Genomic DNA, 25294 nt, shown 5'->3' with positions numbered 1-25294 from the left:
GGGCTTTTTTGGAATAAATTTAATTTTTCACACTCGCCAAAAACAGGCGAGTGTAAAGTAACAATATCAAAAGATTTACTCGAGCATATGCAGCAGGCATTAATGTATGCTACATAAGGCTAAAGTCGAGCTAAGGAGGGTATATTTAATATCGATAAGGAGGAAACTGGCTTTGAAATATATTGTGCAGCAGAAATATGTAAAGAAAGTTTTGACCAGGTATGGGAAGTAGTTGTAGAGAAGTACTTGTTAGAGGAATGTAAAGTTGAACTTGATGAAGAGGCTTTAATTAATTTTGGTGATCTTCCAGAAATATTTAATGAAGAACAACTAGAGTATTTATCTGATGTATATACTAAGTTTATTGAGGATTTAAGTGAACATCATATCAAACAAATATTAAATTACATTGAAAGTAAAGAATAAATTATGATTAAAGTCAGGTATTGGAATATTCCGAATAGTGTAGCATATGATAAACACTATAACCCTTTTCCTGGCTTACATTTGACTGATTTTTTACCATCAAATTATAATGTCTACTACATTTTAAAGTAGCTAATATGAAAAGAAAGTTTATGTTTATAGGTTATCCGGAAACCTCAAAAAAAGTGCTTAATAAGTATCAAAAATTAGAGTTTAAAAAAATAAAAAAAACTTAGGAGGTCATATTTTCCAAAAATAAAGGCTGATTTTAAGGCTGGTAAGTTGGAAGATATAGAACAAAATAAATGGACTTTGATGTTTTATGATTTTTCTACGGAACTATTACAAAAGCTAGATCAACAAGTTCAAATGCAAAAATATGTATTCTTTATGGGGAGTGAGTATTCTTGGATGGAATGGCGAGATAATACGGATTTCAAAAACTCAGGTTTATTGGGTTTCATGGGTAGCCAAGCTGTTAAACTACTATATTCAGATAGCTTTGGTGAGGCTCTTGGTTATAAAGTTTATCCTTTTGCTTTTCTGGGTTTAAGAGAAGTACTTCAAAATATGGCTATGTATATTAAAGATGAAAATAATGTAAATAAAAAAACTGAAATATTTTTTGACAAGAAAGTCTTAAATGAAAATAATAGAAAGCCAAGTTATACACTCCATGATTTGAATAGCCTCTACACAAGGGTAAGCGTAAGTATAGATGAGTTTGCAAAAATATTTTTAACTTATTTTGAGACCATAGAGAGGCAAATCCATAAAGAGAAAAATTAATCTCCCCACTAGTACGCATTTCAATGCGTTCCTTTTTCTACGAGCATTTATAATGCGATTATGAGAAAGTGAAAGCCAGATCATTTGCCTGGCTTTGACATCTCCCACTGGCATACCAAAAAAAGGCCCATCTTGCAAATGTAGCAAATGCAGTTTCACAATCTGGGAATGCAAGTAATTGTACAACAGTTGCAATGTCTGTTGCACGCAAACTTTTAAATAAGCCAATACTTGATGCTCGTTTTTTTCTCGAATCTTTCGTTGGAGAAAGGGGGCTAAATGGTTTAAATAGGCTTGAAGAGTTTTTAAAAAAAGTGCCTAGGGATGCTTCCAATATAAAAAAACCTTTCATAAACCCTTTTCCTCACAGACCCAGGATTGCATCAGCATATAAGCAAGTAGGGAATATAAATAATTTATCATTTGTATCTAACTTGTTAAACAAAGCTCCAAATAACTCATCGTTTATCTTCGCGTCATTCAAAGGTGGATTAGAAGATGGAATGAAGTATACGGGTGGTCATGCTTTCAATGTCATTAAAGATAAAAATGGAGTAATTAAATATTATGATGGACAATTAGAAAAACATCTAGAGTATGGAGCGGGGCTAGATAAACTTTTGGAAAAAATGGGAAAACATGGTTATGAAGTAAAACTTCCAAACGGCAGATACGAATCTGGAAATTGGTATATCTTTGATGCATCTAGACTTTAAATTATTACAAAACTATGATCATTCACGAAGAAACAATAATAAACGGCAGAAAAGTAAAATCAATTACTTTTGACATAGAAACTTTAGAATCACCAAGTGAGTTACTAACAGAAAAACCACTTCAGGTAGTTATCAAACAGTTTGTAGAAAAAGTAGAACATCATAATCAGGTTGATTATAATATAGTACCCATGGGATACCATTCATTATTGTATGGAATGTATAAAGCCTACTCTGACCATCGCCCTTTTGTACTCTCCCCTGATATTGTATGGTTAACTATCTGTCAAGGGTTCTCAAACCATGTAAATATCAATGCCCAACAACAAAATGATATCTTTCCTTATTTAAAAAAAAAGCAAAGATTAACTGTTACCAACAATGAGGTGATTTTAGGCCGAACTTCTTCTACATGGGAGGATATACCTCAACAATTCATCAACCAGTTAACAAGTTATATTGATCAAGGTTTGCTCGATACTTTAAAAGCCGATTTTAGTACTACGACTTCTACAGAAAGGATTGTAAGTGAAATTACTATTTTGGATACTGTAAAAGCATATTTTGAATATGGAGTAGCCTATATGATTTGTGGTATACCAACAATTACTCTAGAGGGTGAACCTTCAGACTGGTATAAAATACTTGACAAACTGGCCTATTTAAAAAAGTTTGGTTTGGAATGGTGGGTGAATAAATTAAATATGATCATTAAGGAGTTTGTCGCAACTTCTAAAGGGCAGGTGGATAGAGATTTTTGGATTGACATGTTTAAGGTTCATACAAAAGAAGAATATGGAAGCCCAAAAAGTATAGATGGATGGATTACGAATTTTTACCCTTACGATAAAAAAGGAAACAAGATAGATTTAAAAAAAGCAGAAGGGATAACAATTGAAGATATCATAGATTTATTGCCTAAAGAATTGGTGTGTGTTGACTTTGAATATTTAATCAAAGTAAAAGAAAATGAGGTTATCCAACAAATACCTATGGAACTTTGGGCTGGTTTTGTAGGCTTGAAGCAAAATAAAGAAACGTATGCTTTAAAACCTGAAATTGGTTGGTTTGTAAGTTATCAGGATAATTCAAAAATAAGAGATGAAAGTAAAGTTGACAAACAAACTGAAATTGGCACATATTCTAATTTAACTTGCTTTCCTGAAGAACTACTCAATGATAAGAGAAAGTGGCGAGAGTTAAATTTGAATTTTCAAAGCGAAGTTAAATTACCTTTAAACTTCCCTGAAATTGATGTAGAGACACTAAGAGTATATGGCAAGGTCAATGAAAACGATAAAAAGATTATAGAAACGTTACAAATAAAATTGTACTATGAAAAAGAGATTAGCCTAATTGTAAATGGAGTTTTTCCTTTTGATTTAGATGGTTTTTTCGAATTTTTAGCTTAACCCCCTCACTTAGCACGTATTTTAATATACCCTCTACAAGTATTGAGCTTAAGTGGTTGATTTTTAATGGATTAACTATTAGTTGTTATATGAAGCCTAAGTCATTGTACTTGGCTTTTTTTATCTAAAAACAAAACGTCGATGGCCGGGGAAACTACCAGTGTGAGCAAACAGGTTTTTATGCCTCGCTAAAGCCCGCCGAAATACAGAAGCTCCGCCAAATAAAATGGAACAACCGCGATGAAGCCCTCGATTGGTTAGAAAGTGAAAGCCAAGTCATTTGTATCTTTTTTATGAATAAGCTTGCTTGGTTTTTACCCCCCACTGTTGCGCATCTGCGATGCGTGCCTAATTTCTACGAGCATTTACTTGTTTTTCACTTGTCCAGGCGGTATGGTTGCTTACCGATGCTATGGATGCATTGACCGAAAAAAGCCAACTATGGGAGTGGGCAAGGGGTATACACAGACAAAGGATGACGAACTATATATATTAGAGCTATATATTTATTACAATCAGGAATCAGGCACTGATTGACATTTCAGAGATACACCTAGGCAAGAGCAACGCTTGTTTAGGTGTTTTTTTATGGACCATTAGCCCCACTTTTGCCTAAACTTGCACAAAAAGCCTAACACCTTGTTTTTGGTACCACCAAGTAGAGCTTATGGTGTTTGGTAGACCTTTCACCAACTGTACTCAAACCCAAATAATGCCCCAAAACCTTACCTCGACAGGTTGTCTCCAAGAAAAAAAAGCATGGCAATAAAGAAATGCCTATTTTTAGAAAAAATTATCACGCCTCCTTTCCACAAAAAATCTTTATCCTTGTCCAACTACATCTAAATGGCGATATTTGTCCATATTTTCGAAGTTTTTTTCAAAAAAATGTCCAAACAACTTGTCTGATTTGGGTATACATAGTAAGAAAGCTTTTCACTATATCAAGTACCAATTCAAAATTAAATAAAACAAATAAGCAGGTATACCTAGCTATCTTTCAGCTATTTACCCTTATTCACAATTACCTAAACTCCATGCGATTAATCCAAAAACAATTCTCATTGCTATTGGCAGCTTTATTTTTGTTCACCGTTGGCTGTAAGAAAAAAGAAGAAGACCCTCAACAGCGTGCCCAAACCAGCCTGAGCACTTTTATTCCTACTTCGGTAGATTTTACTTCGGTGACGCTCAAAGGGAGCATCTCGATAGTGGGTGAAGGAGGCATTACCGATCACGGCTTTGTCTGGGGGGAAACCGCCAGCCCTGACCTCAACTCGGTGGGCAAACATTCGCTGGGAGCAAAAACCGAAGCAGGGGCATTCGAACACGCCGTGACTGGGCTTGCTGCGGGCAAAACTTACCACGTGCGCGCCTACGCCACCGATGCCCAGGGAACAGTCTATGGCGAAGATAAAACCTTTAGCACAACGGGTAGCCCTACCATTACCGAGTTTACCCCCACTGAAGCAGGTCAAGGCGATACTGTCACGATTAAGGGAACCAACTTTAACGCCACCACCGCCGAAACAAGCATTAAATTTGGTACCACCGCTGCCACTACCATTTTGAGTGTAAGCGAAACCGAAATAAAAGTAGTAGTACCCAGCGGAGTAACCGAAGGTGCCAACAAAATCACCGCAACCATCAAAGGGTTAGCTGCCGCTTCTACCCCTGATTTTACTTACTTAGGTGGTTTATGGACACAAAAAAAGGATTTTGGGGGTAGCGCTAGAGAGTTTGCTATAAGTTTTGGTATAGGAACAAAGGGATATATAGGTTTGGGAAGAACTGATCAGCAATTTGATAAAGCATTGAGTGATTTGTGGGAATATGATGCTGCTAATGATACTTGGACACAAAAAGCCAGTTATCCAGGAGGTAAACGTACGGCACCTGTTGTGTTTGTGATAGATGATATTGCTTTTGTGGGTTTGGGTTTAGACGAAACAAAAGCTGAGAAAAAAGATTTTTGGCAATATAAGCCTGCTAACAATACTTGGGCACAATTGACTGATTTTGCTGGTACTTACTCAATTCAAGGTGGAGAAGCAGCCTTTTCCGTAGGGAGTTCTGGGTTTGTAATAAAATCAGGTTCAAATGAATTATGGGAAATATCTTTGGGAGTCTGGGGGCAAAAGAATAACCTTCCGTTTGTCAGTACCAAAACAGCATTTGTAATCAATGATGTTGCTTATATAGTTGCAAATGACAGAAAGCTATGGAAATATAATACGAATAATGATTCCTGGACAGGGTTAAAAAGTTTCCCAGAAGCAGTCGTTTTATCAGGTATGGTAATTAATGGAAAGAGTTATGCAGCTACCGGAAGTCAAAGCAATTATGTTATGTGGGAATATAACCCTAGTACGGACACTTGGTCTAAAAAGAGGGGGTTATCAGGAAGCATTAAATTTCCATCTTACACCGATGCCTTTTCCATAAATAGCAAAGTTTATGTTAGAGAAGGAGGTTTTAGTAGAAGCTCTTTCTGGGAATTTGACCCTACTAAATAAAAGCATTGAAAAGCCTGAAGCTAGTATTGACTGTTAGCTTTGGCTTTCTTATGTGTGATCAAACGATACAATGATTAGCTTTTTTAATCCATCCATCATGAAATTTACAATTACTACATTCAGGCATTTTATTATTTTATTTTTACTCTCAGTGGGCATTCAATTTGTTGCTCAGGCACAGCTGGTGGGCAACATCACGGTGACTAATTCTGGCATAGGTGCTTCTGAGTCTTACACTATAGTATTCAATGGGGAAAATAAGTTACCAGGAGTTTCTAAAGGGCATTTTTACCCTGACCCTTTGGTGCAAGATGGAGGCTGTGAGTATACTGCCGAAGTAACCACCCTTTCCGATTATGACGCAGGCGTACTTCATTCTCAAACTGTCATACCACTTAATACGAATGGGTGTAGCAACCGGGGATTTGCATTTCGGTGGATGCCTCAGTTAATGTATGTTCCTACCATTCCTAACAATAGTGTGTGTTCGGGGAGTAGCTTTACCTTGAGTTTGCCCATACAAACCAACGATAAAATTGAGCAGTACCATTGGCAACAGTCTACCGATGGAGGGGCTACTTGGACAGATGCTGCTAACACCAGCGGCACGGCTTACACCACTACGCCTTCTCTAGTCATCAATGCTCCTAAAGTGGCAAGTCCACAGAATATGCTTTACCGGGCAAGAGGTTTTCGTTATGGGAAGCTGGTGGCTCCTTTTGGGGGGGCATTGCCTATTTACTTGTTTTCTGCGGCTCCTGACCCATTTTCCGGTGTGGCTTACAGTGATAATCAATCTAATGGTTGGCAGTTGGAAGATCGAATTCCACTTAAACTGGGAACGACTACCATAGGCGAGGTAATTGTGCGTCACCTCACTTGCTCAAATGGATTAAATGCTAGTATTCGAGTTAAGTTTAACAATCCTTATAACCCAACTAATAATTATTATTATAGTTTGGCAGAGGGAGATTATACAAATGACTTTCTATACCCTATCCCATCTAATCCGACTGATTTGATATTTAGTGATATACTAGATTCTGGTTCTTTTCCAATAAGTGTAGAGAATCGTGGTAATCCTGGAATTGATGAAGTTTTTAGTGGAAAAGGCAAAGGGAGTTATACTTTGGCTATAGAGAATAAAGATGCTTCAGGAGCACGTTATTGTTTTAATAAATACCTCATCAAAATAAAATCTCCTTCTCCTGTTACCCTCACCGAGCAAACCGCCCAAAGAAGTAACCCCAGTTGCATTGGTGCGGCTGATGGACAAATTGTACTCACCGCCGGAGGGGGAGCTGCGGCGCAGTCTGGTACTTACAAATATACTATTCTCAAATACCGCAATGGTGCTCTGGTAGAAACCCGTCCTAACCTGTCACCGGGCAATCATACTTTTGGAGGGTTGGATGCCGCCAATTATCATTTCGAAATTAGAGAATCGGGTTGCGGGGCAACCACCTTGGTTACTTTGCCCAACCCTGGAGCCATTACCTTGTCCAATCCATCTACTACAGTGGCTACTTCTGCTGTAGCAAGCCCCATTGTGTGCGAAGGAGGCACGGGCAGCATTGCAGTGAGTTTTACCCAAGGCAACGAGAGTGGTACCTATACTATAGAAGCCTACAAAGATGGAACAAGCACTGCCCACGCCACCGCCAACGGTATTACCTATGTTTCGGGAGGGCACACTTTTACTGGTTTGCCCGCGGGCAGCTATACTTTTAAGTTGAAGCATTCTTGTAGTAGCGGAGGCAACTACGACATTACCACACCCCAAATCCTGACCGATTTGGTGCCTGTAGTGGGTACCCTGGCAGGCATTCCACAAACGGGCAGCACCCACGCCATTTCCTGTAAAGGCGGTAGCGACGGAAGACTGGGCGTAAAAGTAACTACAGGCAACGCTATTGCCCCCAATACCGCCTATACTTTGGTACTCAAACAAGGCGGAACAGTAGTAAATACCCCGACTTTTGTGGGTTTTGGTACCACTTCGCTTAGTGGGGTGACAGTAGGCGACTCGGTAGTATTTACTGGACTTGCTGAGGCGAACTACAGCGTAGAAATTAGCCAAAATAATTGTCCCCAGCCCGCTAAAGTATTAGGTAACGTTACCTTAACGGCTCCGGCTACTTTGACTGCTACGATTACCCCAGTGCTGCGTTTTGCTACCTACCATGTCACTTGTGCCAATGGTGAAGACGGGCAAATTAGGGTAGACAATGTGACCGGAGGTAATGGCAATTATACTATAGAACTCAACGAAAACGGCGCTAAAATAGCCACTCAAATGGGCACCTCGGCTTTGTTTACGGGCTTGCGCCCGACCAACTTCCAGGGGGGCACTGTGGTGTACAGCATTCGGGTAGTAGACGACAAAACCTGTGAATACATGAGTTTGCCTATTCAACTACAGGCATCTCCCGTGCTTACAGCATCGCTCATTACTGAGCGGGTCACTTGTAAAGGCGAAAGCAACGGAAGCATTGCCGCCACCATTGGCGGAGGAGTCAAACCCTATACCATCCAGTGGCTAGATGGAGCCAATAGCCCCATAACCGCTGAGATTACCTTGGGAGCCACCGAAAGCACTGCTACCTTGAGTAACCGTCCAGCGGGCGCCTACAAGCTCAGAGTAAAAGATGCCCAAGGATGCCACAATTTTGTGACCGGAGGTTGGTTCGAAACTTCTACTACTATAGATGAATCTGCGGTGGCTTTTGCCTTTGAAGTGGCTTCTTTTACCATAGACTCGGTCTCTTGTCACGGAGGCAGCGATGGTCGTGTGACCCTCGCCGTAGTGGGTGGTTGGGGTGGTTATGCCTATTCTAAAGATGGTACCAATTTCCAGGCTTCAGCTGTTTTTAGTGGCTTTGCCGCAGGCGACCACACGTTGTACGCCCGCGATGCCGAAAACTGTACCATTAGTACTACCGTCAGGATCAAAGAACCGCTATTACTTATGCTTGCCCAACAGCAAATTACCCACGTGAGTTGCAAAGGAGGCTATAATGGTACCTATATTTTTGAAGCAACTGGAGGCAATGATGCGGGTACTCAACCCTATACTATTTTAGTCAATGGAGCCCCTTATGCCGAAACTGATTGGTATACTTGGACAACCAATCGTCAAATTTCCCTTCGGGGTTTGGCAGCAGCCAGTTATACTATAGAAGCTACCGACCATAAAGGTTGCCAGCAAACTTTGAGTTTCACCATCACCGAACCTGCCCAACTATTAGCCACCATTGGCAATATCACCACCGCCACTTGTGGTTTGCCCAATGGCAGTGCTACTGTAGTGGCTACCGGAGGAACGACTCCTTATAGCTACACCTGGAAAAAATATGAGGAGGTCTTGGGGACCTTAAAAACCTGGAGCACTTCCGCCCAACTAACAAACGCTGAAGGAGGGGCTTATGAAATGATTGTTACTGATGCTTTGGGTTGTTCGGTGACTGAGGTGGTACAACTGTCCAATGCCGATGCCGCCACGGTGACTAACCAAAACATTACCCAAGCCACTTGCGCCGAAGCAAAAGATGGTACAGCTACTTTTAGTGTAGAAGGTGCATTTCCTATCCAGGTAAGTTGGGTAAATAGCAACGAAACTGGGCAAATTGCCTGGCAAAACGCCATTACCCTCAAGCTCAGCGGACTTGCCAAGGGTTACCACGACTTTCAGACCCAAGATGCCAAAGGTTGTATCCGTTTCGAGCGGGTACTCGTGCCAGGCCCCGAACCTTTGCTCATTACCCGCCAAATGAGCCAAGACCCTACTTGCCACAACAGCACCAATGGTGGCTTGGCAGTTGCGATCAGCGGAGGTACTGCTCCTTATACTATTCAGTGGGACAACGGACTGGCGGACGGAGCCACTTCTTTTGATAACCTCAGCGCGGGCACCTACACTGTAGCAGTGACCGATGCTAAAGGTTGTACCCGACAGGCGAGTTTTATCTTACAAAACCCCTTGCCCATCAGTGTAGACTTGGGTGTTGGCAGTACGGTGTGTGTGGGGCAAAGTGTGACTTTAAAGCCGACCATTCCGGCGGGCAACACCATTGCTACTTATGCCTGGACTTCGGCGAGTGGGAATTTTAGCAGTAGTGCCAGTGAAGTAACCGTAAACACCGCTGATACCTATTTCCTGACCGTAACCACTGCGGCGGGTTGCAGCGGTAGTGGGCAGTACAAATTGGCAAACTCAGCCAGTGCCTTCGAAGCCGATTTTCTGATGCCTTCCGATGCGGTAGTGGGCGATACGGTGGTGCTTATTGAGATTTGCCGCCCTGCGCCTACCACCTTGTTTTGGGACATCGAGGGGCTTGACCAAGACGTGTTTTTGCTGGAGAGCACCGTGACTAACCCTAAGCAACATTTGCTCGTTCCCAAAGAGGGAACCTATACGGTGCGTTTGTACGCCTCGTTGGGTGGTTGCCAGGACGTGTTTGAACGCCAGGTAACTGTAGTGAAAGCCGAAGACAAGCGTCTTGCCCAGTCAGGCAAAGCAGGTCAACAAATTACTGCCCAGGTATCACCCAACCCGGTGACTGGTGGCAAGGTAAACATTGCCGTATCTTTGGCGCAAGCTGCCCCGGTATCGGTAGAGATTTTCAACATTTCATCGGGCAATCGCTGGCGTTATCCTCATCCCATCCAAGGCAGTGGAAAAACCGATTATCATTGGTCGCTCCACATTCCCGAAATGACCCAAGGGGTGTATGTAGTGCGGGTGCAAACCCCCACTGAGCAAAAGATGTTGAAGGTGGTGGTGAAATAAGGGAGTAATTGGCAAATGCGTATTAGGATTGTACGAAGTTTTTAAAATCCTTGATATACAGATATTTACATATAAATCAAGGTGTTAGTTGCAGGGGCTACCCTTGTGGTCGCCCTAGCAAAGAACAAAAATGAGCGTATAAAACACCTTTTAAAAGTGAAAACAACCTTGTTTTTGTTCGCTTTAACCTTGCAAAATACTTATTATCAGATGATTACAAGACTTCGTACACTTCTAAATGCGTATACTGTTTGTTGGCTACTCTCTAATAGGGTAGCCCCCACGGGTTTGTAAAGCGGAAAACTATCGAACAATACGAACATTAACTACAATACTTGATCAAGAGTTATGAAAACACAAATCCTACCTAAAAACAAAAGGCGAAGGTTTGCCTTAAGTGTGCCCGTTTTGTTGTTGAGCGTCTTTTTGTCGTTTACAACCTGGGCAAACGATACTTTGCGAACCGACACCACTATAGTGCTGATGCCTTCGCATATTGCTAATAGTAAAATCCCCACCTTGGTCAAACCAACCCTTGTCTCTAAGACTTACCAACTGGGTAGTACCCGCTCTTTTGCCGGGCTCAATGGTTTGTCTGCATTACCCGTAGAAAGTGTAGACATGCACGCTTTGTATCAGCAACGGCTCAAAAGACCAATGACCGACTCAATACGCAAGATTGTAAATAAGATAGAGGCTGATTTGAAGAAGGTGACAGAAGAGAATTTGTTTGTCAAAACGATTACCACTGGCGAACTCCTGAAGTTAAACTTTCCGAAGGGCATTAGAAGAATTATTGGAGGTAAAGAATATAAACTGGTGCTACACGGGGTTCACTTTCGTAAAGGGGATGGCTACATCCAGGTATCGATGAAGCTGCCCATACCCGAAAGTAAAGACGGTCAGGGAAAAGACCGTGCCCTCTATTTTTGGGGTCAGGTGGGTTTTACCCAAGATGGTGCTTTTCAACAAGGACGTATTGGTTTGCTGGTAGACTTTCCGATGAAGTTTGGAGATAATATGCTCACTTTTGAGAAAACTACTTTGGGCGCTCAAAACCCCGATGGTACCTTTGTTACCTTCGATTGCAATGGTTTTAAGAGTATGGGGGTAAAAGGGCAAATAGAGTTTTCCAGAAACGTATTGGTACCCGAAAAAGAATTGGGCAAAAGAGACCCTAACCCCCAGAGCAGGGTCAAAGGCAGTTTCAATGCAGTAGTAGGTAGTTGGAACGACATTTTGTTAGAAATAGACTTGCCCCAACGTTTCCAGGCAGCCCGTTTACCTCGTTTTGGTTTTGTGGTAAACAAAGCAGTACTCGACCTGAGCGATGAACGCAACGCCGCTGGGCAGCAGTTTCCTGTGGGGTATGCCGAAAATTACCTGCCCGATGGTAATAGCCCCCTTTGGCGGGGTTTGTCTATCAAAGAGTTTAGGTTATACCTGCCCCCCGAATTTAAAAAGACCGATAACAATCAGGCGTCTTCATCTGGTTTGTACATAGTAGCCCAAAATGCCCTCATCGACAAACAAGGTTTTACTGGAGAAATAAGGGGCACCAATATTATTGCTAAAGGGCAAGGTAAAATGGGCAAATGGCCTTTTTCGGTGGAACAGTTTTATGTGAAAATGGAAGCCACCCAACTACGAGCCGCTCATTTTGGCGGCAAAGTTCGCTTGCCCATCAGCAAAGACGATCCCAGTGCTTACCTTGGCTATACGGTCATTATCAACCCCGACGCAGGAGACTATGTAGCCCAAGTACGCTATAATAAAAATACGACGTTTGATTTATGGGGAATAACAAAAATGGTAGTGTTACGTTCTTCGTCGCTAGAGTTAGGTGTACAAGATGGCAAATTCCTGGCGCGTGCCATCCTCAATGGTAAGTTTGTCGACATTGGAGGAAAAAAATTCAGCAAGACCCTCCAAATGAAAGACATAGATTTTGAACGTATGGTCATCCAAACTCAAGCGCCTTATTTGAGTGTAGGAGCCATGTCGTTGGGCAGCATAGGTCAAACTCAAAAGCTGGGTGGTTTTACTTTTACTTTAGAAAAAATTGGCTTTATCGAAGGCGAAGCCGAACGTCTGGGGCAAACTGGGCTACAGATAGGGGGCAAAGTAAATTTTGTGCAAGGTAAAAATGGTTTTGGCGCTGAAGCCTATGCTACTATTTATGGACGTTTGGAAGATACTCCGTTGGGTTTTCAAGTACCTGTGTTTGAAGACGTAGAGCTTAACAAAATTGGCATTGACATAGACATGGGGGCTTTTAGGCTTGCTGGAAGCCTTCAGTTTTACAAAAATAATGACCTTTATGGGCGAGGTTTTCGGGGTGATATTCAGGCGGCTTTTGGCAAATCAAAAATGCGTATTGATGTCAAAGCTTCGGCCATGTTTGGCAACGTACGTGGTTTTAATTATTGGTTTGCCGATGCCCTGGCTACTTTTACCCCTGGTATTCCGCTCGTGGCCAATGGCATTCAACTGGGAGGCTTCGGTGGGGGAGCTTACTACCATATGAAACGTGTCATCAACCCCAATTTTAACAACCAATTAGGCGCTACCCGTTCGGGCATTAGCTACGAACCCGACAAAGCCACTTTTTTGGGGGTGAAGGCAAGCGTAGTGATTATTGGACCTAACCCTGGTACTTTTAGTGGTGAAGCAGGTTTTGAGATGGCCTTTAACCGCAATGGAGGATTGATTAGAGTTGGTTTGAGCGCCGATGTGAATTTTTTTGCTGGACTACCTAAGGAGTTTAAAAATGTAATGGATAAAGTAAATAAGCGAATTACCAAGCTTGAGATTGCGGCAAGCAAAGCAAAGACTACTTTGCTTGGAAAGCTTGCTCAAAAAATCGGTGGAGGTGCTACACCAGGAGGTTTATCCGATTATAATAAGTCAGGCAACGGAGTCATCAGGGCTATAGCACGCATCGATTTTGACATTCCCAACAGTACCTTACATGCCAACCTGAGTGTAGACATCAATGTGGCAGGTGGAGTGATTAAGGGAGGAGGCGAGGCAGTTCTACATTTTGCCCCCGATACCTGGTATATACATATTGGTACTCCAGAGCGTCGCATTGGGGTAAATATCATGGGAGTGGTTCAAACTGGATCTTACTTTATGGTAGGCGACCACATTCCCGAAATGCCTGCTCCCCCCGAAAATGTCATCCGTATCTTGGGTTTACAAAGCGAGTATAACAAAGAACGAGACGATGCTGCAATGCTGGCGGGCAAAGGTTTTGCTTTTGGGTCGAGCTTTGCGATGGACACAGGCAATATGAGTTTTCTGATGTTTTATGCTCGTTTTGCGGCGGGTTTAGGTTTTGATGTGATGCTTAAAAAATACGGTGATGGAGTCAGTTGTAAAGGACGTCCCGGAGGAGTGGGAATCAATAATTGGTATGCTCAAGGGCAGGTATACGGTTTTTTTGAGGGAGAAATTGGCATCAGAGTAAACTTGCCTTTCAAAAAGGGCAACTTCCCTATCATTCAAGGAGAGCTTGCCGCACTGATGCAAGCGCAGCTACCCAACCCGGTATGGATCAGGGGAATTGTAGGAGGACGTTTTAGCATTTTGGGAGGTTTGATCCAAGGTAGTTGTAAGTTTGAGCTTGAAATAGGTAAAAAGTGTGAGTTGGTAGGAGGCAGTGCCCTCGATGGAGTCGAGATTATCAGTGATGTAAGCCCCGCCGCTGGTACCCCCGAAGTAGGAGTGTTTACTTCCCCTCAGGCAACTTTCAACCTGGCGGTAAACAAAACTTTCGAACTCAAAGATCCGGTGGCAGATAAGCTGAAACGATTCCGGGTCAAGTTAGATCATTTCAAAGTAACTGAGCGTACTACCGGACAGGTAATTGAAGGCAAAATGGAGTGGAACGAAGACCATACCGCCTTGTCTTTTGTACCCAAAGATATTTTACCTTCCGAAAAGGTAATGAATGCCGAAGTACAGGTAAGCTTTGAAGAAGGTACCTCAGGTGTTTGGAAGCCAGTGGCTGGGGTAGTAGAAAAGAAAACCATGGAGTTTAAAACAGGCAAAGCCCCCGACCATATCACCCGTCCAAACATTGCCTATAGCTACCCGGTTATTCGGCAGTTAAACTTTCACGTAGGAGAAACCAATCAAGGCTATATTCAGCTCAAACAAGGACGCCCCGATTTGTTGGCAAATAAAGAAACCCAGAAACTCTTCGATCAAAAATTGCGTTTTGTGGCAGCCAACAACCCTCAGGTGTTCAAAGAACTTCCTTTTGTATATGACCGAGCAAATGTTCGGATTAACTTTGCTATTCCGCAAGACCTGAGCAAAGAAGTAGTATATCGCTGGCAAATTGTAAACGTACCCAAAGGCAAAGCGGCCAGGGTAGACGAAAACGTAACCAATGTAGTAAAGAAAAATAACTCGGCAAACGTATCGGTGACCTCGAAAAAGCTGGAAGGGAGTCGTTCGGTACTTAAAGAGAAAAACATCTTCAATGCTCCGATACGTACGAGTGCCTATGCTACTTTTGCCGACAAGTTCAATGCATTGACCCGTACGTCGGGCTGGAGCTGGCCAATTGCTACCAGTGTACACGTATTGGGGGCTACCTATACAGGCAAAGAAACTTTTGATCTTTTTGAGATTGCCGGAGAAGGGGGCAAGCCAGCGCTTATTGAACTAGAGGCATTGATTGGCAATACGCCTTGGTATCAAAATGTAATCAACCCTTTGATTTATCAAAACTTGTCAAGAGTGGGGTTAGAGCGCAGTGTGAAGCCCTTTGGTATACCACCGTTCAAGGCAATGTTTATCAATCAGAAAAACTGGCAAACGGTACTTTCTGAAGAAACATTGCAAGCAACCAAACCTGCTCATTACCGGGGAGCATTCATTTTTAATATACCTTCGGTAGTGCAACGCGACTATATGGATTTGGTATACAAAGCGGCTGCGCTTAAGCTGACAACTTCGGCACCGTGGATTGACCGTATACTCACTACGCCTTTTCCGAGCATCAGCACCGGAAGTTATGAAGCAGTCATTCGTTACCGCTTGCCTGGCAGCAATCGGGTTACCTTTGAGCGCAAGTTTACTATTATTAACCCAGGTAATGACTAATTCCTGGCTAATGATCAATAACTGGTGTTATGTAGCTGATGCTGAGTTTGCTGGTTTAGATTGTTCAATGGTTAAAATTGTCAGGCGATTGCGTGAGGCATTACTGAACGATATAGCCATTGAACAACCAAAAAAACGATATGCTAAGGCTACGTAATTGCTTTTAATAATTAACCCAAGTTACAGCATATAAACTGTAAAATATTAACTTCCAGCTATTTACATATTTCAGGTGTGAATATAACTGGCACTTGAAGCACCGATATACATCGGCATCTCAAGACTTGTCGCTTGTACCTCTGAACTTCAATTGATTAATCTATAACAATATGCAAAAACTTTTTTTATCGGTTGTTTTCACCTTGTGCAGTTTTTGTGTGACATACAGCCAAAAACTACCCAAAGGAGTGGAGTCTTTAGGTAAAACCATTAATACCAAAAAGTACACAGAGTATGCTCCTTCCCTAAGCGCTGATGGCAAAATATTGGTGTATCAATCCGATAATAACCGTTATAGAATTTGGTATTTATACGAATCCCGATTACAAGCCAACGGCAAATGGTCAAAACCAAGGTCAATAGAATCAATCAATCACTACGGACAAAAACCTTCAGTGGGCAATGGTTTTCAAACCGATTTTATCTCTGCTCCTTGCTTGAGTCCCGATGGCAATACCTTGTATTTTTGTGCAAACTTTACTGGGGGAATGGGCAAAAGAGATTTGTACGTGGCTTATCGTGGTACAGGTGGTAAATGGGGCAAACCACAAAATCTGGGGGCACCTGTCAATACTACAGGTTCCGAAGACTTCCCATCTGTATCGGCTGAGGGTGATGCTTTGTATTTTGCCCGCCCCAATGGAAACAAACGCGCGCAAAATACCTGTTATGACTTATGGGTGAGTCAAAAGGATTTAGAAACAGGCAATTGGCAGAAGCCAACAAAACTGCCTGCTAGTATAAACACTGGTTGTACAAAATGCCCCCGCATTCAGTCAGATGGGTTAACCCTCATATATTCGTCACTGTCTAAAGACGGGAAGGGTGACTTTGACCTGTATAAGGCAGTGCTCAATGTAAAACAAGATGGTTGGGAACAATTGGCTGCGATCTCAGAACTAAACAGTTCCAGTTTTGACCAATTTGTAACTGTGATTGGAATAAAAAAGGGCACAAAGGCTTATTATAGCACTCAGGGTAAAAAATCACCCGATATTTTTCAAGTAAATCCATTGCCACAAAGCCTGCAATTGCAACAGGTAATCAACACTACAGGTAGGTTGTTGGCTACTAAAGATGGTCAAAACAACTATGTTTTGGGCAATGATGCAAAACTTGAGTTGTACCTTTTAGAAGCCGGTGAAAAACCTTACTTGTTGAAACTATGCAAAGCCGATGCAATATCAGGAGGTTTTGCTCTGGCTTTACGGTTTGGCTATAGCTACAAGGTAAAAGCCACTGCCAAAGGCTATGAGCCAGACGAGCAGGTATTATATTTAAAAGATTGGTCAGCGCTTGATTATGCCCTTAAAAATCCTTTGTTGCTCAAGAAAATAGAGAAAGTATCGGGTTCTATGTCAGCCGATATTACAGGTAGTAGCATTCAAAATAAGGAAAAAAACCTAAGAGAAGTGAAAGAGCACTTGGCAAAGGCTCAAGATAAACTGTTTATAAATCCGGCCACGGGCGAAGTTATAAGCCAAGCTGACTTGAGCCAACGTTGGGTTGTTCAAGGCAATGTAAATGGCAAAAAAGAAGGTAATCCAAGCTTATCTATTCGTTCCGAAGGTGAATTGATGAAAGCTTTTCCTCAGTTTAAACCTTATGAAACTTCAAGTTTTATCAAAAGAAATGGAGGTAAATCCACTCTTTTGGCCAAAATAAAAATCCCTGTATTACACTTTGCCTACAAATCAAGTACCCTCGATGCACAGTCGCGTGTTTATCTGAAAACTGTCTACGACCTCATGCGTCAACAACCTGATTTGCTGCTTTGGGTCGAAGCACATACCGACATTGCAGGTACTTGGAGGTCTAACTTGAGGTTATCAGAACAGCGTGCCCAGGCGGTAAAGAAGTTTTTGACTAAACTGGGCATAGAAGCTAAACAGATCAAGGTAAAAGGCTTTGGTGAGGCCCGTCCATTGGGCATTAATGGAGCTCAAAACCGCCGGGTAGAGTTATATTTTAAAATAAAGTGAGCATACAATCTTGGCTCTTTTTAAGCATTCTACGGATACATTTCACGAGTGTACGAAGTTTTTAAAATTTCTGATATACAGGTGTTTACGTATAGTTTAAAGTGATAAATGTAGGGGCAATCCCTTGCTGTAATGCAATGGAAGTTCGCGATTTATCGGAATGGTTGCCCTAGTGAAGAGCAAACATGAGTATATAATAACCCTTCAGCCCAATTCTTTATAAGAGCCTAAATCCATCGTTTTTTGCCCTTTGTAAGTTTTCGTGAAATTTCAGTTTTCTATATTTTCTAAAAATGATCACCTTGTACACATATTCCTCTCTTACAAAGCCTTTTTTTTTATAAACAAATGTCCATTTACTGTAGGCAATTAGGTATATCTATATACTAGCATAATTGATCTAAAAATGATAAACCGTCAAAAGGTTATTAAAACGATCAAGCATTCCTGATTCAAAAACATAATATCCATTTGGACATAGATAGTAGTATTTTTTGCACTTCACGAAGGCTGCTATAGTCAATAAAAACTTATAGTCTTGGTAGAACTGCCAGAATAACAAATTATCAGCATAAGACTTAACCACTTAAACTGAAATATTACCCTTTATCCTTTACCAAACAGATCAAAGCTTTGCCATACTTCACATTAGATTACAATCGCGTACACGAGTTATGAAAACAGACATACAACCATCATTCAGGCATAAAATGGTGGTTTTTTTTACTCAACTAAGCTTCACTTGTATAGTGATTATGTTAACAATGAGTGTCCATCAGGCTACAGCTCAGTTATCACCCCCCCGTTCTATCAGCGAAGCCAAGTCCATTATCGACGAACGCAAGCTTAAGGTAAGCGGAGGGGTATCGGCTACTCAAATATTTTATGGAGCATCAGGCACAGACGAACGTCGCGACCCCTATACTTATTTTCTGAGTGGCAACCTTACTTTCTCCATGTTCTCAGTCTCCGTTCCACTTACTTTTAGTTACACCAACCAAGAGTTCAGTTTTAGTCATCAACTACCCTCTGTTAGTTTCAATCAATACGGTATTCAACCTACCTATAAATGGATGAAATTTTATATTGGCTACAACACCCTCACACTTTCTCCTTACACCATGAGTGGGCATTTATTTTTGGGAGGAGGCATCGAAGCCAAGCCGCCCGGACGAGTCAGTGCAACTGCTTTGTATGGTCGTTTCCGAAAAGCTACTATGCCCGACAATACTGGTGAAGGAGGTGCTTTCGAGCGAATGGGCTACGGAGTTAAACTAGGGATACACTTCAAACCTCGTCCTAATAAATACCGTCGCAAGGTGACATTCAAAAGTAAATACACCCGTGATGGAGAGCTGAGGGCTCAGGCGAAAACTCCCCAAAAAAAGCCAAAAGAACCTACTAAATCGGCTCCTTTTTCTGATAATACCGACCTGTTGGAATTGATCGTGTTTGGAGCAAAAGACCGACCTGGTTCTTTGCCTCAGTTAGACGATAGCACAGGCTTGTTTCCTGAAGAGAATGTAGTACTGAGTGCCCGTGTTAATAAGACCTTGTGGAAGAAGTTCTCTGTAGAAGCAGAAGTGGCAACCAGTGCCATTACAGCCGATGCACGTATAGAAGAAAAGGACGGGAATCGTCAGACGGTATTTTTAGTGACCGATGGAATCTTTACCCGTAGAGCCAATACAGCTTATTATAATGCCTACAAAGGGCAAGTTAACTACAACCAACAAAGTTTTACGGTGGGCATAGGCTATGAGCGGGTAGACCCAGACTATCGTACCCACGGAACCTACTTTTTTAACAATGATTTTGAGAATATCACCTTGAATTTTTCTACCCAAATGTGGCAAGGTAAGTTTTCGATCAACGGCAGCGTAGGTAGTCAACGCAATAACCTAAACGAACAAAATATGAGTACCCTACGTAGGGCAAGTGCTTCTGTAAATGTCAATGCAATTCTTCACCCTAAATTGAACCTAAGTTTGGCTTATTCCAACTTTCAAAGCATTACGCGCGTTCGCAACCAATTTGACATTGTCAACCAATTGACTCCCTTTGATAACTTACGCGATTCACTTGATTTTACCCAAATCTCTCAGAATGCCAACATAAGCATCAATTATCAAACAATAAACCTTCCTGCACATCGGCAGTTTTGGAACGCTAACGCCAATGTACAAGTAGCAAGCGGTGAAGGAGGAAATACCACTAACAATGCGGGAACCGTTTTTTACAATGCCAGTACTTCCTATAATTTCAATTGGAATAAGATAGGGTTTACTACTGTTTTGGCACTAAACTATAGCCAAAACGAAGTTGAAACCACGCTGGCACGTATTGTAGGTCCCACCATTACACTAGCCAAAACCTTACTCAAAAAGAGGTTAAAAGTCTCGTTGGCAGCTTCGCTTAATAACAGTTATTTAGATAGCAACCTTACAGGGAGCATCATCAATTTACGTTTGAACGGAGGTTATACCTTACTTAAAAATCACCGTTTTAATTTAAACATCCTTACACTCAGACGTAATGCTACCGATACCAGTCGTGATACTTTTGCCGAGTTTACCGCTACTTTAGGCTATAATTATAGTTTTTAACTTTTTTATGGTAGGTCAAATTTGTAAGTAATTCCGGACAACATCAAAGCACAACTATCAAAAATACAATGACAATAAAACAATTTAGTTATATAGCAACCTTCACTCTTTATTGGGTGCTTAGCATCTCGAGCCAGGTAATTGCCCAAACAGTAAACCTAGAGCTGCCCAACAGCAAAATATCTATGACATTAGATGGTACCGGACGTTGGGGTATCAATGACGGTACGGCTGGACAACTCGGCTTTATGTATAATGGCGAAGACTTACTCAAGAATACTACTACTGGTAGAAATGAAGCTGGATTAATGTTAGGCCTATCCACTACCAGGATATCAGATGTAGTAAAAGAAACCAATACCGCCCGTAGTACCGACTTTGCCCTTCAGGGCAACATTACGACAGGCAACACTGCGGGTGACTTTAAAGAATACGTAGCAAAGTATCAGGAGTCAGGGGTTGCCAATCCTTTGGGCTTGCAAGTGACCCAAAAGCTGTATGGTTGGAATACCACAACAGATCAGGGTTTTGTAGTAATAGAGTACCGTATTAAAAATGTGACCAGTGATACTATCAAACAACTGTCTTTGGGTATTTTCTCTGATTGGAACCTGGGCACAATTACCGAAAACAGGGCAAACTGGGATGCAAGCAATCAGTTGGGCTATGTATACGAAGCAGCAGGGGCAGGTCGTCATGCTGGCATCGCTTTGCTTACTGCTCAAACCCCCCAATATTATGCTTTTGATCAAGACGGCGGAGATGGAAGTCTAAACATCAATGATGGCTTCAGCAAAGCCGAAAAGTACCAAAGTATGTCCGGTAACCTGGCGCGTACCCAAGCAGGTGTCAATGGTAATGGCAACGATGTGGCGCACACTGTGGCAGCACGCCTGATTACTTTAGCCCCTGGGCAAACAAGCATTGTAGCTTTTGCTATAGTAGCAGGTGCCAGCCTCAACGAACTCCAGACTAGAGTACAGGCTGCTGCCAATCGTTTTCGTATGCATCATGCAAGCCCCACCCCCACGCTTCCTACAGATTTAAAGGTTTGCGGTCCTATAGGTGAAACCACCATCAATCCTACTGGGGGGAGTCAGTTCAGGTTCTATGACCAAGTACCTACTATAGGCACTACTGTCCCCATTGCCGAAGGAAGCAGTCTCAGGGTAGAAAATATTCAAGCAAACCGCACCATCTATGTTACCAATATCGATTCCTTGTACGAAGGAAGTTACTCAAGTATTACGGTTCGTTATGTTTATCCTAAAGCCATTATCGAAGATGGACTAAGGGAACTTTGTGTAAACGGAAACCTTACCCTTCAGGCTGCTACAGGCAGTCCTACAGCAAGCTATCAATGGCAGCGAGATGGACAAAATGTAGGAAACAATTCTACTGATTTATTAATCAACCAAGCAGGTATTTATCGAGTCATTGTCACCGAAGAAGGTTGCAGTCGTACTTCAGCCCCTGTCACTGTAGCCAATATTGTCCACCCCATCATTGCCCAAAGCGGAACAACGTTAAATGCAGAAGCCCTCAATGCCCAGACTTATCAGTGGTTTTACAACGACCTGCCCTTAAACGGTGCCATCAATCCTGCCTACATTCCAAGGGCTCCAGGTACTTACACAGTGCGGGTGGGTTTTGGCAATGGTTGTGCAGTAGTCAGTAGTCCTTTTAATGTAGAGGTAACAGGCGTTGCTACTCAGCACAAATTAATGGGAGTAAAATTGTACCCTATACCAAGTGCGGGCGAACTAACCCTGGAATTACCCCCCAACATTGGTCATGGAGTACAACTCTCGTTGGCAGATCTGTCAGGTACCATCCACTATAAGGCTTACCTTACTATCAATCATAAACAAAAACATGTGTTTACATTGCCTCAGCACTTGCCCAATGGTATTTATTTTGTCAAATTGGCAGCGAGACAAAAAGAAGCAATGATTCAACTACTTATCCAAAAATAAGGACTATGACGACAATTAACCGAAGGTGTTTTATAAGGCGTGCCTATATACAATATCTCTTGCTTACTCTCTGGTTTAGCTTGGGTATTTTTGGTCAATTGAGCGCCCAAACTTTGCGAGATACAGTCATTGGCAAACCCGCTGTAAAAATGCAAGCTCGAACTACCAAAGGTGAGGTGAAACTACGTTGGGCGCCCAATCGACCAGTTGCCTGGCAATATGGCAACCAGTATGGATACCAGCTGGAAAAGTACATGGTGCTTAGGAATGGACAAATATTGGCAAAGCCCCAAAGGATTCCTACCAACCAGACCAACTTTAAACCCTTGCCACTCAATGCTTGGGAAAAAGTGGCAAACGACTTGGGGAAAGACAAAGAAAACTATGCTTTGGTAGCGGCACAGGCACTCTATGGCAAAGGGTTTGGATTGACTGCTAACCCCCAAAAAAACACTGAACTAAAAAAGATCATCAACCGGGTAAAAGAGCGGGACATGCGTTTTGCCTATGCTTTGATGGCGAGCGACCATGCCCCGGAAGTAGCCAAGGCAAGTGGACTTGCCTGGACAGATACTAACGTAAAAAAAGGGGAAAAGTACCTATACAAAATATTTGTGAAATTACCCTCATCAATCAACTACAAAATAGACACAGGGTATGTATACATTGGAGTAGATGATTACGAGTCCCTACCCCAACCAATTGAGTTTAGCGCCACATTTGGCAACCGCACGGTGATGCTCACCTGGAATCGTTGGTACCACGAACGCTTTTATGTAGCTTATTGGGTAGAGCGCTCAGCAGATGGAGGCAAAACCTACCAAAAAACCACCAAATCTCCGATTGGTAACATACTCCAGGAAGATATGGGCATTCAGAGTAGATTTTTGTACCGTATAGACTCCTTGCCTGATAATGAAAAAACCTATCACTACCGGATAAGAGGACTTACTTCTTTTGGCGAATTAGGCCCCCCTTCCAAAACACTGGCTGGTAAAGGATGGGCAAATAACCTTCCTTTGCCCAAGCTTGCCAAACCCATCCTGCAGGCAGACTATAGTGTAAAGCTTCAATGGACATTTCCAGAAGACAAACACAAAGACATTGTGGGATTTGTGGTAGAAAGAGCCCGCAAAGCCAATGGTGTACCCTACCAAGTGTTACACAAACAAAAGACTTTGCCTGTGACCATGAGAAAATTCGTTGATCCCCAGGTAAGCGGAGTAGCTTATTATAGAGTAGGTGTTGTCAGCAAAAAACCTTTGGGCGGAGAAACCAAAACGGTTTCTTCATTAGGTGGGAGCAAAAACAATCAAGCATCGCCTTCTTCTGGCCAAAATGTACAATATACTTACCCCTTTTTGGTGCAGGTACCTGATACGATTGCCCCCCAACCACCCACTTTGGTAACAGGTACGGTCGATTCTGCCGGAAAAGTAACCCTCAGTTGGCAACCCCCACCCAACGATGATGTGGTAGGGTACAGGGTATTCCGGGCAAACTATGCAGGGGAGGAGTTTTCTCAAGTAACTAAAGCCATCATGAGTGATACCGTGTTTATAGATTCGGTAGGCGTGAAATCACTCACACCTAAAGTGCTTTACAAAGTACAAGCCTTGGACGAATACTTCAATCCGTCAGACTTTTCACAAGTAGCAGCCCTCCGTCGCCCGGATCTGATTCCACCAGTACCTCCTGTGTTTACTCAAGTTATCAGTGCTGACAGCGGGGTATATATGGCTTGGCAACCCAGTAGTAGTGTCGATGTGGCACGCCATGCAATGTACCGCCAGCAAAGAGGTAAAACAAATGAGTGGGTGCTGATTAAGACATTCGTTGCCACTACAGCGAAGCAACCTTCTGTAATGGACACTTCCAATCATTCAATTATTCGATATACTGATCAATCCATAGAAGCAGGAATAGATTACCAATACACGATCATTGCCATCGACTCTAGTCGTCTGGAATCTCCCCCCGCAAAACCAGTCGTAGGACGCAAGATAGACAAAGGTATTAGAGGAACCATCCAAAACTTTAAAGCCAGCACTCGCTCCGATCCATTAGCAGTGATACTACGTTGGAAATATAAATATTCTAAAGTTCCCCAAAGTTTTACTATATACAAAGGAGAAGAGCTTGGTAACCTAACAACATATACCATGATCAAAGGCAATTTGAGTACTTGGACTGATAATAATGTAAAACTCAACCGTAGTTATAAATACCGCATTCAGGCAAACTTCAAACGAGGAGGAGTATCTAAGTTTAGTAAGTTAGTGATTGTAGAGTTTTAATTTATTGATAGCAGAGGCAACAGTGATTGCATAAATGATAAAAAATGAAACAATACAAAAAATACATTAGTTGTTCATTGGCACTCCTTATCTGGACGATGTCCCAGTCGGTGTATGCCCAACAAAATTACAGCGTGAAGATCATCGCCACAGTCCGACCTCCTCATAGCCCTTTTTTACACTCCTATACTTATTCGAATATTATCACCTTGAATCTGATACTCAACGGATTGACCTCGTATTCTGGGTACTTACGGATCAAATTAGAAAGCGTGGATGGGCGGGGAATTGTCATACAAACGCGGGATAGTTACCGACCTTTACTCGATCTGGGACCTAGCCAGACCCTGAGTGGCTCAGATTTGGCGGGTTATTTTGATGTGAACAACTTAGATTTTCTAGGGTATTCTCGGCAGCAGTATTTAAAGACGAAAAGAATCCCTGATGG

Annotated in this window: 12 protein-coding genes and 1 pseudogene; all 13 read left to right on the top strand. The window is 42.2% G+C overall.

Annotated features, from left to right (window positions below):
• Nucleotides 1-246: 246 nt before the first annotated feature.
• Nucleotides 247-426 carry a hypothetical protein gene (locus Q0954_RS24200; RefSeq protein ID WP_299461316.1) on the top strand — a complete coding sequence of 60 codons (180 nt, stop codon included), beginning with the start codon at nucleotides 247-249 and terminating at the stop codon, nucleotides 424-426.
• 282 nt (nucleotides 427-708) lie between these two features.
• Nucleotides 709-1215: a hypothetical protein gene (locus Q0954_RS24195; RefSeq protein ID WP_299461314.1), complete on the top strand. Its 507-nt coding sequence runs from the start codon at nucleotides 709-711 to the stop codon at nucleotides 1213-1215.
• A 194-nt stretch (nucleotides 1216-1409) separates the two neighbouring features.
• Complete coding sequence (locus tag Q0954_RS24190) at nucleotides 1410-1931, top strand: hypothetical protein (RefSeq protein WP_366916756.1); 522 nt, start codon at nucleotides 1410-1412, stop codon at nucleotides 1929-1931.
• Nucleotides 1932-1945: 14 nt separating this feature from the next.
• Entirely contained in the window at nucleotides 1946-3343 is a 1398-nt protein-coding gene (locus Q0954_RS24185; RefSeq protein WP_299461313.1) for a DUF4419 domain-containing protein, read from the top strand.
• Between the two features lie 1037 nt (nucleotides 3344-4380).
• Nucleotides 4381-5859 carry an IPT/TIG domain-containing protein gene (locus tag Q0954_RS24180; protein WP_299461311.1) on the top strand — a complete coding sequence of 493 codons (1479 nt, stop codon included), beginning with the start codon at nucleotides 4381-4383 and terminating at the stop codon, nucleotides 5857-5859.
• Nucleotides 5860-5956: 97 nt separating this feature from the next.
• A complete protein-coding gene (locus tag Q0954_RS24175) occupies nucleotides 5957-10648 on the top strand; it encodes a T9SS type A sorting domain-containing protein (protein ID WP_299461309.1) in 4692 nt (1563 codons plus the stop codon).
• 348 nt (nucleotides 10649-10996) lie between these two features.
• A complete protein-coding gene (locus tag Q0954_RS24170) occupies nucleotides 10997-15766 on the top strand; it encodes a hypothetical protein (protein WP_299461307.1) in 4770 nt (1589 codons plus the stop codon).
• Nucleotides 15759-15923 (top strand): hypothetical protein, encoded by a 165-nt coding sequence (locus Q0954_RS24165; protein WP_299461305.1) that lies wholly within the window; start codon nucleotides 15759-15761, stop codon nucleotides 15921-15923. The genes Q0954_RS24170 and Q0954_RS24165 overlap by 8 nt, the downstream gene beginning before the upstream one ends.
• Before the next feature lie 172 nt (nucleotides 15924-16095).
• A complete protein-coding gene (locus tag Q0954_RS24160; protein WP_299461303.1) occupies nucleotides 16096-17967 on the top strand; it encodes an OmpA family protein in 1872 nt (623 codons plus the stop codon).
• 764 nt (nucleotides 17968-18731) lie between these two features.
• Nucleotides 18732-20573 carry a hypothetical protein gene (locus Q0954_RS24155; protein WP_299461301.1) on the top strand — a complete coding sequence of 614 codons (1842 nt, stop codon included), beginning with the start codon at nucleotides 18732-18734 and terminating at the stop codon, nucleotides 20571-20573.
• A gap of 68 nt (nucleotides 20574-20641) precedes the next feature.
• Nucleotides 20642-22549, top strand: a complete 1908-nt coding sequence (locus Q0954_RS24150) for a T9SS type A sorting domain-containing protein (protein ID WP_299461299.1) — start codon at nucleotides 20642-20644, stop codon at nucleotides 22547-22549.
• Nucleotides 22550-22554: 5 nt separating this feature from the next.
• Entirely contained in the window at nucleotides 22555-24846 is a 2292-nt protein-coding gene (locus Q0954_RS24145) for a hypothetical protein (RefSeq protein ID WP_299461297.1), read from the top strand.
• 44 nt (nucleotides 24847-24890) lie between these two features.
• A pseudogene (locus tag Q0954_RS24140) lies at nucleotides 24891-25294 on the top strand (hypothetical protein); the annotation flags it as partial.

It is taken from the genome of uncultured Microscilla sp., assembly GCF_947493425.1.
Lineage (GTDB): Bacteria > Bacteroidota > Bacteroidia > Cytophagales > Microscillaceae > Microscilla.
Note: the sequence above shows the minus strand (reverse complement) of the source record. Positions and strands in the feature narration are given on the sequence as shown.